The sequence below is a fragment of the Gottfriedia solisilvae genome (assembly GCF_002128405.1).
GTDB lineage: Bacteria > Bacillota > Bacilli > Bacillales > Bacillaceae_G > Gottfriedia > Gottfriedia solisilvae.
On sequence record NZ_NETJ01000004.1, the window covers coordinates 535317 to 548473 of the forward strand.

Genomic DNA, 13157 nt, shown 5'->3' on the forward strand with positions numbered 1-13157 from the left:
CAATTTAACTCCCACTTATGTTATAGCACATACTGACAAGATTCAATGAATTTCTCTTCTCCTTGTATTTCAAATACATTAATGAATGATTTTGCTTTTTTTAGATAGGTTGATAATATTTTGCGACTTATTATTAATTGGACCTTTCAGAACTACACCAAGTAACACAGCTAGCACAATATAGATGAATAATACTAACAGGTCACGATATACAGTTGACCATAATATGCCGCCAGTAGCTTCTCTTAATAAGCTGATTGCATAGGTAAAAGGTAAGTATGGGTTAATGATTTGAAAAAATGTAGGTGTTACTTGCACAGGATATACTCCACCCGCACCTGATATTTGTAGAACAAGAAAAATAATACTAATCCCTTTACCAACATTTCCAAATACAGAAACAAATGTATAGACAATAAATGTAAAAACAATGCTGATAAAGATTCCAAATAATATAAAATAACCTTTATTTGCTGCATATGTCCCTAAAATTAAAAAGTTACCAACAGTTACAACGATAGATTGTAAAATCGTAATTGATATAAACGTTAAAAACCTTCCAAAGTAAACTTCCCTACTTTTGTACTGCTGTTCTTCATGTACTTCTGTCGTTAACAAAGATACGAGCAATAAAGTCCCTACCCATAATGAAAGTGTCGTATAAAAAGGCGTCATACCAGTACCATAGTTGGGTATTGGATAAATTCTTTCATTTTTGATCTTAATGGGATTTGAGTAAAAATCACTTGTTTTTTCAATATCAGTGCGAAGGAAATCAATTAAATCTTCGATACTACCCTGTTTTTTTGCATCTCTAATTTTATTTGCGAGGTTTTTTATTTTTTCTTCAATCATTGGAAAATCATTAACTAATTGTTGTACTTCGCCTTTTTTCATTGATATTAGTTTTGATGTATCATTTAAGACTGCTTTAATAGCTGGTATGCTTTTTTTTGTATCATTTAAAACTGTTCGAATATTATTGATTGATGAATTCGCTAACTTGCTAATATTATTTATTTTCGGTGCAAAATCAGTATCAAATCTATTAGTTAGATTAGCAAGGCTGTCATTTATATTACTTGCATATAAGTTCATTTTGTTCAGTACATCTTGTGGAACTTCTCTCCCTGACTCAAGAGCTTCATTTACATCATTAGTTGCATCTTGAAGCCTACTTACGTTTGATTGTACTAGTTTTAAGGAATCTAGTTCATTACTTAAATCTATAGATGTACCATTGTTATATGTAGTAAGAAATTGAATCAAATCGTTCATCGTCTTGCTTGAGTTAGCCAAATGCTCTTCTAATTCGCGGGTAAATTTTAGAGCGTCAACGTTACTAATATCTTTATTTTGCATTTGATTCACGAGATTTTGAATCGTAGATGACTGATTTTGAAGTAGAAAGAGTGCTTGCTTTATAAACGGTGTAACATTTTGTATTGATTTATTAATATTTTCAAGAAAATTAGAGATATCATTTGTAAACATTTCCGCATTAGATGCAAGTTCATTGATTAACTGTAAATCTTGGTTTGCTGTTTGAATAACAGATTGAATGTTATTCATATGAATGAGTGCTTTTCTTACACCTTGCTCAATTTTTGGTAGATCCTCTTCTAATAAAAAAATCGTTTTCTCAGTTTTCTTAAGCAAAGGTAGATTTGACTGTAAATCAATGCCGATTTTATTAAATACACTTAGCACTTCAGTACTGACTGTTTTCTCGAATTTTTTTGTGATTTCGCTGGCAATTCCACTTGCTCCCTTTTCTGTATATTTAGGTGCAATAATGTTTAGCTTTTCATTTACACTATATAATAGTTCCGGTTTTTGAGGGTTATCTGTTATGACAGTGCTTATTTTTTCTGAAAAATCGCTTGGAATGATTATACTAGCATAATAAATTCCGTGCTTTACTCCTTTATTTGCATCTTCTTGATTGATAAATCTCCACCCTAATGTAGGCTCCTTCTTTAGGGCATGAACAACTTCATTACCGATGTTGATATTTTTATTTAAAACTGTAGCTCCACGATCCTCATTAACGATTGCTACTTTTAAACCTTTCGTATTCCCATAAGGATTCCAAGCAGATTTAATATTAAACCACGCATACATAGATGGTAAAAAAATAAGCCCTATAATAATCATTAAAGCTGCCCAATTCGTTACTATACGTTTCAAATCGCGTCTATAAATCTCAAGGATTGCATTCACTGACAACTCACCTAATATCTTCATTTTTTTGTAGTATGCTATATATAATTTAAAACTATGCGACTTGTTAATAATCTCGAAAACAATAAAAGACCTTCAATCTCGAATCGAAATTGAAGGTCTTTTATTATCTATTATGAATAATTAACTGTTTATCATTATTCCCATCTAAAAGTTTTTGCAGCAATTAAAAAGCTTACAATCATCCATACACATAACCAGCCAAAATCACTTGCTAAGTCACCGAAAGTAGCTCCGATATTCATAATATCACGCATGGCAGTGGATAAATGGGTGATTGGTATTGTTTTTATAATAGGTTGCAAGTATTCAGGCATATTGTTTACAGGGAAAAATACACCTCCTAAAAACATAAGCGGGAATGAGATAAATCCAGCAATTGGCCCTGCACTTTCTGGGCTTTTAGCTAAACTGGCGATAATAAAACCAATACTCATAAATGTTAAAGTCCCTAATACAACAAATAGGACAACTAAAAGAAATGATCCCCTAATGCTTACATCAAAACCATAATAGCCTATTAAAATTGTCAATATAGCTTGTAAACTATTAAGGATTAGCCTTGCTGTAATTTGGGCTGCAATAAATGTAGAAGCCTTTAAGGTCGTTCCTTGCATACGTCTTAAAACACCACGTTCTCTCCAAGACGCAATTTGCCCCGCAACCCCATTCATATTATTATTCATGATTTGCATCGCGATAATTCCAGGCACAAGAAAATCTAAATATGACAGAGTAATTCCTTCTACTCCTTTTAATGTTGTTACTACTTTCGGTGTATATCCAGCCATTTGCTTACTTGCACCATCTATATTAGCCGTAATAGTAGCAATTCCACCTTGTAATTGTCCCATTTTGCTCTCATTATAGAGAACTTGAATTTGTGCAGGGATATTTTTCTTAGAAGTAACTTGATCCTGGAAGCCTTTTTTAATCAAGATGACAAAATCCGTTTTCCCATCAGATAAAGACTTTCTCGCTTTCTCTTCATCACTTTTTTGATGAATTTTCAGAGAATTCTGCTTATTTAGTATCGAAACGATTTCCTTACTTGCTTGAGTTTTATCATAATCAATTAAGTTAACCGAATAAGTAGTTGTATTTCCATCATTAAACATTAGACCAAATATGATCATAAAGAAAAAAGGAAATAATAATGTCCATATTAAAGCTTGGCGATTACGCACATAAATTCTGAGCTGAGCTAAAGTGAGTTGGTAATAAGCCCTCATTCTTCACGTAACCCCCTTCCAGTCATGCTTAAGAATACATCTTCGAGCGTCGCAGATCTTGTTGATAAATCTGAAATAGAGATGTCTTTTTCTTTTGTATACTCTAACAATGCAATTAATGAAAATTGGAGATTACGTGTATACAATGTAACAAAATCATGATTGACTACAATATTCGTTACACTTTCCAAATGATTAAATTCATCTACTCTCTCTGGAGATTTCGTTTTAAATTCAATTGCACTTTCAGCTTCAATTGAACTGACTAAATTATTTGGCGTATCCAATGCAATCAGTTTCCCTTGATCCATAATACCAATTCGGTCCGCTAATACATGTGCTTCATCCATATAATGTGTAGATAAAACGACTGTTTTCCCACGTTCTTTTAATGTAAGAATGATATCCCATAAAGTCCTACGAGCTTGTGGATCTAGTCCAGTAGTGGGTTCATCTAAAAATATAATTTGTGGGTCATGTATAAGTGCTAATGCAATTGCTAATCTCTGTTTTTGACCACCTGATAAACCTTTGACTAAACTATTTTGTTTTTCTGTTAATAGCATCTCATCAATAAGCGGTTGTATCGGTATATGAGATGGGTAAAAGCTGGCATATAATTCGATGATTTCTTTAACCTTTAGTAGCTCGAATAAAGATGTAGATTGTAGCTGTATACCGATTTCTTGCTTGATTTTGCTAGCATCCTTACCAATTGAATGTCCAGCGATTGTAGCCGTACCGCCATCAGGTTTTCTTAGTCCAACAAGCATTTCCATTGTAGTCGATTTACCCGCTCCGTTTGGACCAAGCAAACCAAAAACTTCTCCTTTTACAACTTCAAAACTAATTCCATTTACTGCATAAAAGTCCCCGTACTTTTTTTGTAAATTTTTTACTTCAATGATTGAATCCACTTTTTCACCTCATCTAATTACATGAATTAATATTTATCGTTTTAATGAGTATAGGCACAATATTTTGCCTGTTTCAGTATAACCTCCAATATTATATTTTTGTGTCGAAATTCCCAATTATTAACAATTTTTAATGCTTTTAAAATAATATATTAATTAATATTATAGATTTAAAACTAGATTTAAAAACGATTCGCCCAAGGCTACCTTCATAGCATTTCACATAAAAATGTTACTTTTTATAACTTTATTGTAATGGCAATGTTTTAGCTCTGTAATAATTTTTGGTTACAATATGGTGGCAATTAAAAAAAATAATTAGGTGATCATATGAAAAAAGAACGAGAACAATGGTTAGATGTGGCCAAAATGATCGGGATCTTATTAGTTGTTTATGGTCATTCTTCTGAAGGTGGTCCGCAATCAATAACGTTTATTTATTGGTTTCATATGCCACTATTTTTTATGATAAGTGGATATTTATTTAAACCTGTTAATTCATTTAGTGAGCTAAAATTTTATATAAAAAAACTAGCCTTCAGATTACTTGTACCATACTGTACGTATTTACTCTTATTTAGTATGTATAAACTAATTTTGCAAGCACAAGAAGGTCCAATTCATTTATCCACCATTATTAACGAAGGAGTTTCATTGTTGATTGGTGGAAGATTTATTACTGGTATACATGGTGTCTTTTGGTATGTGACATGTTTATTTATCACTCAAATTTTATTTGCAATCACATGCTTAATGTTCAAGAAAAATCTTACACGTTTATTGGTAGTTATTTCTTGTTACTTAATCGCACACTTTGAGACAATTAATTTAGTACCGTTAATCGGAAAATCAACTTTTAATAATATTTTTATACCGTGGAATATAGACGTTGCATTTTTAGCGATTTTCTTTTTAGGTTTCGGCTACTTTGCAAAAAGATTCATCTCGTCAATTCCTAATTATATAGGTATACTAAGTATTTTCTGCAGCATAATCTTTATGAGTCTTTATCACTTAAATAAATTGGATTATCATTTAAGCTTAAAATATTTACGATACGACCACTTATATTTAGACGCGATCATTCCCATAACGATGAGTATAGCTTTACTTTATTTATGTCAGATCATGGCGAAGGTAAACATCATCAAACCATGTACAATATGCGGTAAAGAATCATTAACGATTATGTATATTCACTTGTTTGCAAACGCAGTATTTTCACAGTTTTTCGATTATGGTCCACTTTTCTTTACCATTATTGGTATAGTAGTACCATTACTATTAAAACGATTCATCATTGAAAATCAACCAACTATAAAACCACTCTTTATTGGTTTAAATGTGAAGCGAAAACGTCAATTTAAAGTAAGAACTGCATAAAAAAAAGCCCTTTTTGAAATGAACCCCAATTGTTAATTGTGTCAACAATGGGGTTCATTTCATTTTGGGCTTTTTATTTTAATGTAACATTAGCAACTGTTGAGCCAGCTTGAATTGCTCCAGATGCATTTATTTCGATATTTTCAGCAATATCTCCATTAGTGAATATAACAGGAGTTATCGTGCTTTTTGCATTTTCTTTTATGTAGTTTAGATCAAATGTTAGTAACTGATCTCCCGCTTTTACTTTTTGGCCCTCAGTCACATGAGCTTCAAATCCTTGACCTTCTAGTTTAACTGTTTCTAATCCTACATGAATTAAAACTTCCAAACCTTCATTTGAACGGATGCCAACTGCGTGTTTTGTATGGAAAACTTGAACGATTTCTCCATCTACAGGTGATACTACAACACCTTCACTTGGTGTAATTGCAAAACCGTCACCCATCATCTTTTCAGCAAAAACAGGATCTGGAACTTCTGATAAATCATTGAATTCACCAGTTAAAGGTGCTTTAATTGCAACTTCTTTCGATACTGATGTTGTAGATTCAACTGTTGATGGATTTTCATTTTCACCTGTACCAAATAATTTCTTTAATTTGTTAAACATATTACTCACCTTTTCTAATAATATTCATTCCACACTTATCATTATCTTTTCTATAAAAATAATACTAATTATCCTAACAGAAATAATAGTGTATTGCATAGTAATTATATGTAGATATCGTGAAATTTAATAAAAAGGTTTTAAATTCTTGGTTTACTCTCCATCATTTTTGTATTTTTTTGATGTGCAAAGGGACATCAATTCTTTAAAAATGGCTCTGTTAAAAAAGAATGTTGAATTCCATTCCAGGTTCTTCGCTTTCCATGGGGCGTGAGTTGAGAATTATAGGCATGCTAAAACCACGACGGCCTGTCGTGACGTATGCATGATTCACATCCTATGGGACTTCCTGCGGGGTCTCAGCCATCCCGTATCTCCTACAGGAGTCTCGCACCTTCCTTTTGTAAGCCACTCTTTTATTTATTGTTTTAAATCCAAAAAGCAACAATCTTTTAGAAAAGAATCAAAAATAAAAAAGAGATGAATCAAAAATTCACCTCTTTCTTCGTTGCAATTATTTTATTTTGTTATATACTTCGATGATTTTTTCTAATGACAATTCTGAAGTAGAAGCGTAAACAATATCAGCTTTTGATAATGACTGTTCTGAACCAACTCCAACAGCAAACATTCCTGCACCTTTAATAGAGTCAACCCCAGCTGCTGCATCTTCAATTCCAATACAAGCTTTTGGATCTACATTTAATAACTCTGCCGCTCTTAAAAAGATCTCTGGGTCAGGTTTACCTTTTTTGATTGTTGCAGCATCTACAATTACATCAAACTGTTCTTTTAACCCTAGAGATGACATTACAGCTAACGCATTTTTACTAACAGAAGCTAGTCCTAATTTTAGACCCATCTTTTTAATATCCGCTATTAATTCTTCGATTTTCGGTAGGATATCAGTAGGAGAAATATTTTGAATTAATGAAACATAATGTTCGTTTTTCTTTTCAGCTAATGACATTTTCTCATCTGCTGTAAAATCATTATGTTTATTGCCTAATGCCAGAATTTTTTCTAGTGAGTCCATACGAGATACACCTTTTAATTCTTCATTAAATTCGCGAGTAAAGGGTACTCCTACATCTTCACCTAGTTGTTTCCAAGCTAAGTAATGATATTCAGCAGTATCTGTAATTACACCATCTAAGTCAAAAATTATTGCTTGTAATTCCTTTGTCATTTTCTGCATCTCCTTTAAATCACTTTAAGCTTCATTAAAAAAATTCAGAAAGAGAATGTCTTGTTCTCTCTCTGAACAAATCGTTATTACTTTTGAATCGCTACTGTTAATTCTCCATTTTCAGGAATTGTCACTTCATTCCCATAAAGTTTTAATTGTAAAGTAGGACCAGTTTGTGTAATAACAACATTCGATTGATTAATTTCAATTGTTAAACGATGTTTACGATAGACAATTTTAAACGAGTAATTCGTCCAAGTGCTTGGAATAAATGGTGCAAAAGATAGTGTCTCATTTGCTGTACGCATTCCAGCAAAGCCCTGTACAATCGCTAACCATGAACCAGTCATACTAGTAATATGAAGCCCATCTTCAGTATCGTTATTGTAATTATCAAGATCAAGCCTTGCAGTTCGATTATACATTTCATACGCCTTTTCTTCCATTCCTAATTCTGCAGCTAAAATGGAATGTACACAAGGTGATAGCGATGATTCATGTACTGTCATTGGCTCATAAAACTCAAAGTTACGGCGTTTTTCATCCATTGAGTATTGATCATTTAGGAAGTACATCCCTTGTAATACATCAGCTTGTTTTATAAAGCAACTACGAAGAATACGATCCCATGACCAGTTTTGGTTTAATGGACGATGTTCTGGTGCTAACTGATCTACAGTCATTAAATCTTTATCAAGGAATGTATCATGTTGTACGAAAACATTCAATTCCTCATCATACGGGTAATACATTTTGTTGATTATATCTTGCCACTTTTCAATTTCTTCTTTAGTAATATTTAACCCATTTACACGGCTTTCAAACCCATTGCTCTTTAAGTGCTGAATTACTTCTAATGTATACTCCAAAGTCCAGCTAGCAATTCGATTTGTATACCAGTTATTATTCACATTATTTTCGTATTCATTTGGTCCAGTTACACCATGCATCATATATACATTTTTCTTTTTATTGTAATGCACTCGGTCAGCCCAAAATCTAGAAATGCCGGTTAATACGTCTATCCCATATTCGTTTAAATACGCTTTATCGCCAGTATAATTCACATAATTATAGATACCATATGCAATTGCCCCATTACGATGAATTTCTTCAAACGTAATTTCCCACTCATTATGGCATTCAATACCCGTGAATGTAACCATTGGATATAATGCACCTTTTAGTCCTTGCTGTTTAGCATTATGATAAGCGCCTTCTAATTGATTATGACGGTAAACTAGTAAGTTTCGTGAGACTTCCTGATTAGCAGTTGATAAATACAATGGAATTGCATAAGCTTCAGTATCCCAATACGTTGCTCCACCATATTTTTCACCTGTAAATCCTTTTGGACCGATATTTAATCGTGCATCTTCACCATAGTAAGTAGCAAATAACTGAAATAAATTAAATCGAATACCTTGTTGCGCTTCAGCATCACCACTAATCATCACATCTGCAATATCCCAACGATCTAGCCAACCTTTTTTATGGTCTGCTAGTTCTGCTTCAAAACCATATGCTATTGCTTGTTCTACTACTAATTTTCCTTTTGTAACTAATTCATTTGCATCATAGTCTCGGTCTGTCGTTACTGCGACATATTTAACAAGACTGACGGATTCGCCTTTTGGTACATTAATAACAATTGTATTATCAACGTATTCTTCTTTTTCACTTTTTAAAATTGATGCTATTTTTGCATTTTCAGTTTGTACTGTAATCCCCATCGTAGTTGCTACCTGGAATGTAGGCGAACCAAACGGATTATCTTTTGTTTTCATTTGAAGACTGCCAAAATAGTCTTCTACATTTCTATTAACTTCTACCCAGAAATCTTCATCGTAATTCGAATCCTCATTACGGATATCGCCATCTAAGTAAGGGACAAATGTAATGTCACCAGTGTAATTTTTAGCCGTAACTGTATATTTAATGACAGCTAATTCCTTCTTAGCAACAGATAAGAAACGAATTACCTCAATGTCTGTTTCCTTTTCTCCGTGAACGACTGTAAACTTACGAGTTAATACACCATGTTGCATATCTAATTCTCTATAAAACTCTTTTACAACGGCAGTATTTAGATCGAGTTCTTCTCCATCGATCAATACATTAATACCAATGAAGTTTGTTGAGTTGATTACTTTTCCAAAATAATTTGGGTACCCATTTTTCCACCATCCAACTCGCGTTTTATCTGGGAACCAAACTCCAGCCACATATGAGCCACGATGGAAATCGCCCGAATACTTCTCTTCAAAGTTTCCTCTCATTCCCATGTGACCGTTTCCTAAACTAACCATACTTTCTGCAAGACGAAACTCTTCTTTATGCAATTCTGTTTCTACAATTTTCCATTCGTTTACATCAAATAGTCTTTTCATTTTTTTCACCTATATAAATTATATTTGTTGTTAACGGTTTCATTTTTATGCAACCGCTTTCGTAAAATAGAAAAATTTTTTTGGATTACTCTGCTACAAATCCTATTATATAGCATTTTTGAAAAAAAGAAATACTTATACATAACTTGTCGAAACGTTTTCATAGATTTGTATATTGTTTAGTAATCTAGCGAATGTTTTATTTTATTCTATATAAACCAGGAAAAGTCTAAAATTTAGTTGGTCTATGATAAAATTAATAGAAATTAATACATTACATCTGAATTCAATATATTCTGAGGAGCGATTATATGACGGAAATGGTTCCTTTATTATTTAGATTATCGAGTAAAAAAATTGTCATCATCGGTGGAGGGAAAATTGCATTTCGTAAAGCGAAGACATTTGTTAAAAGTGGAGCAGCAATTACCATTATTAGCCCCCAAATCATTGAGGATTTCAAAGAATTCCCTTCTATAACACATATCAATAAAAGATTTGAAAAAGACGACATAAAAGAAGCTCATATCGTTATTACTGCAACTAATGATAAAGAGGTCAATCAATTTGTTAAAGAATGTACAACGGATTTTCAATGGTTTAATGATGTAAGTGACCAAAAAAATAGTGATTTTCATACACCCGCTGTTGTGAGAAGAGGCGAACTAATCGTTTCTGTGTCAACCTCGGGGAAAAGCCCTATCCTTTCAAAAAAGTTAAAAAGTGAACTAGAAAACTATTTTGATGATCATTATGTCGAAATAGTGAAAACTTATGCAGATGATAGAAAAAAACCAGGTATTGAGTAATTCATTTACCTGGTTCAGTTTGTAGACAAAGTACTAAACCTAAGAGATTCAGACTGTTGACTACTGTTTTTTTAATTTTGCCAACGCTTCTGCGAATGGATTATTAAATGGTTCATCATCTTGCTTATTTTGTTGTTTTAAATATTTTTGTACATCTTTTTTCGAAACCTTACTGTTTTTCTCTTTTGATCGTCTTTCTTTAAAAGTAGAAAGTTTTTCACGGTGACCACATGAACAAACGAATATTTGCCCTTCACCTTCTCCTCTTAGCTCTAATCGTTTGAAACAGTTTGGGCATCTACTATTTGTTGATTGTGAAATAGTCTTTCTATGTCCACAATCCCTATCTTGACATACAAGCATCTTCCCTCTTTTTCCATTGACTTCAAGCATCAGTTTTCCACAATCAGGACATTTCGTACTGCTCATATTATCATGCTTGAATGTTTGTTCTGTTTGCTTAATTTCTTTCACAGCATTAGAAGCAAATACTATCATGTCATTCATAAATTCGTTTTTGGATAATGTTCCTTTTGAGATTGCTTGAAGTTTTTGTTCCCACTCTGCGGTTAATGCAGGTGATTTTAACTCCTCAGGCACTAAATTTAAAAGCTGTTTCCCTTTATTTGTGATAAAAATATCCTTACCTTTTTTCTCAATTAGGAAACTACTAAATAACTTTTCAATAATATCTGCTCGCGTTGCAACAGTACCTAATCCGCCAGTTTCTCCGATTGTCTTCTTCAACTCATTACTTTCTCCAGACATGAATTGAACTGGATTCTCCATTGCACTTAATAAAGTAGCTTCATTAAAAAACGCAGGTGGTTTTGTTTGGCCCTTCGTTTCAATAAATCGAGACATTTCATAAGTCTCTTTTTGTTTAATGACTGGAAGCTTTTGCTCTTCTTTCTGATCCTGCTCTTCTTGATCTTGAAAAACTTCTTTCCAGCCAAGAGATTGTACTCTTTTCCCTTTCGCAATAAACGTTTCTTGTTCAGACTCAGCGATAACATTTGTTTGCTCATATTCAAATGGAGGAAGTAATACTGCTAAAAATCTACTGACAATTAATTCATAGATCTTATATTCTTTTGATGAAAGCTCACTAAGTATGGGTGCTTCTTCAGTTGGAATGATTGCATGATGATCAGAAACCTTTGTATCATCTACAAATGATTTATTTACTTTAATCGGCTGATTTGTAAGCTTCATAATTATTTTTCCGTACGGCTTCATATTACACGCAAGTAATCTCTCTTTTAATGTATCAACTAAATCTGAAGACAAGTAGCGAGAGTCTGTACGAGGATAAGTAACTATTTTATGATGCTCATATAGTTTTTGCATGATTGATAACGTTTCTTTAGGAGAAAAATTAAATCTTTTATTTGCCTCTCGTTGAAGCTCTGTTAAATCATACAACCCAGGTGCAAAAGTTTTTTTCTGACTAGTCGATACTTCTTTGACGATCAGTTGTTTGCCTTTTATTTTCTCTACTAGTTTTTGTAACTCTTCATTCGTTTTTATTTTTGTTTCCTTCGTTTTACTGTTTTGCCACGTAAACGTTACATTATTTGCGATTACTTGTAGTCCATAATATGTTTGCGGTTTAAATGATTTAATTTCCTTTTCTCGTTCATTAATCATAGAAAGGGTTGGAGATTGTACTCTTCCACAAGAAAGCTGAGCATTGTGCTTACATGTAAGGGCACGGGTAGCATTAATCCCAACAATCCAATCTGCTTCTGCTCTTGCTACTGCAGATTGAAATAAATTTTCATATTCTTTTCCACTTCTTAAGTTACTAAATCCCTTTTTAACCGCTTTATCTGTCGCAGAAGAAATCCACAGTCTTTTGATTGGTTTATTCACCTTAGCCATTTGTAAAATCCATCTTGCTACAAGTTCACCTTCACGCCCCGCATCTGTAGCGATTACAATATCTGTTACATCTTTTCTTAATAATTGTGTTTTTACAGATTGAAACTGTTTACTCGTTTTTTTAATGACAATTAATTTTAATTTTTCAGGAATCATTGGTAAGTCTTCTAAATTCCAAGATTTATATTTATGGTCATACCCCTCAGGATCTGCCAATGTAACGAGATGGCCCAATGCCCACGTTACTATATACTTATTACCTTCTAAATAACCATTTCCTTTGCGATGACAGTCTAGTACCTTGGCGATATCTCTTGCAACTGAAGGTTTCTCAGCTAAAACAACCGTTTTACTCATATATTACTCCTTAATATTTCACATTTTCTTTGTACTAACTTTATCATTTCTAAACGGATTATTCCAAACCCAAGCGGTCGGATCTACTTAGTTCTTATGTATAAGTGATGATTTGAAAGAAATATACTTTGTCTTTATC

The 13157-nt window shown here is 32.8% G+C and carries 9 protein-coding genes; 2 read left to right on the forward strand and 7 right to left on the reverse strand.

Annotated elements, in window-relative coordinates:
- Positions 1-78: 78 nt before the first annotated feature.
- From CAB05_RS15835 to CAB05_RS15845, 3 genes are all read right to left on the reverse strand, one after another.
- Positions 79-2247, reverse strand: coding sequence for a YhgE/Pip domain-containing protein (locus CAB05_RS15835; RefSeq protein ID WP_088001518.1), 2169 nt, complete (start codon positions 2245-2247; stop codon positions 79-81).
- 134 nt (positions 2248-2381) lie between these two features.
- The gene (locus CAB05_RS15840) at positions 2382-3476 is read right to left on the reverse strand and encodes an ABC transporter permease (RefSeq protein ID WP_088001520.1); all 1095 of its coding nucleotides are present in this window, start codon (positions 3474-3476) and stop codon (positions 2382-2384) included.
- Positions 3473-4393 (reverse strand): ABC transporter ATP-binding protein, encoded by a 921-nt coding sequence (locus CAB05_RS15845; protein WP_088001522.1) that lies wholly within the window; start codon positions 4391-4393, stop codon positions 3473-3475. The genes CAB05_RS15840 and CAB05_RS15845 overlap by 4 nt, the downstream gene beginning before the upstream one ends.
- A 330-nt stretch (positions 4394-4723) precedes the next feature.
- On the opposite strand from CAB05_RS15845, the gene CAB05_RS15850 reads away from it, so the two are divergent.
- The gene (locus CAB05_RS15850) at positions 4724-5776 is read left to right on the forward strand and encodes an acyltransferase family protein (protein WP_088001525.1); all 1053 of its coding nucleotides are present in this window, start codon (positions 4724-4726) and stop codon (positions 5774-5776) included.
- 73 nt (positions 5777-5849) lie between these two features.
- Here CAB05_RS15850 and CAB05_RS15855 read toward each other — a convergent pair whose 3' ends face one another.
- From CAB05_RS15855 to mdxK, 3 genes are all read right to left on the reverse strand, one after another.
- Entirely contained in the window at positions 5850-6389 is a 540-nt protein-coding gene (locus CAB05_RS15855; RefSeq protein WP_088001527.1) for a PTS sugar transporter subunit IIA, read from the reverse strand.
- Positions 6390-6903: 514 nt separating this feature from the next.
- A complete protein-coding gene (pgmB, locus tag CAB05_RS15860) occupies positions 6904-7578 on the reverse strand; it encodes a beta-phosphoglucomutase (protein WP_088001529.1) in 675 nt (224 codons plus the stop codon).
- An 86-nt stretch (positions 7579-7664) separates the two neighbouring features.
- Positions 7665-9968 (reverse strand): maltose phosphorylase MdxK, encoded by a 2304-nt coding sequence (gene mdxK, locus CAB05_RS15865; protein WP_088001531.1) that lies wholly within the window; start codon positions 9966-9968, stop codon positions 7665-7667.
- Positions 9969-10279: 311 nt separating this feature from the next.
- On the opposite strand from mdxK, the gene CAB05_RS15870 reads away from it, so the two are divergent.
- Positions 10280-10777 (forward strand): precorrin-2 dehydrogenase/sirohydrochlorin ferrochelatase family protein, encoded by a 498-nt coding sequence (locus tag CAB05_RS15870; protein ID WP_088001533.1) that lies wholly within the window; start codon positions 10280-10282, stop codon positions 10775-10777.
- 60 nt (positions 10778-10837) lie between these two features.
- On the opposite strand, the gene CAB05_RS15875 is transcribed toward CAB05_RS15870, so the two are convergent.
- Entirely contained in the window at positions 10838-13018 is a 2181-nt protein-coding gene (locus tag CAB05_RS15875; protein WP_088001535.1) for a DNA topoisomerase III, read from the reverse strand.
- Between the last annotated feature and the right edge of the window lie 139 nt (positions 13019-13157).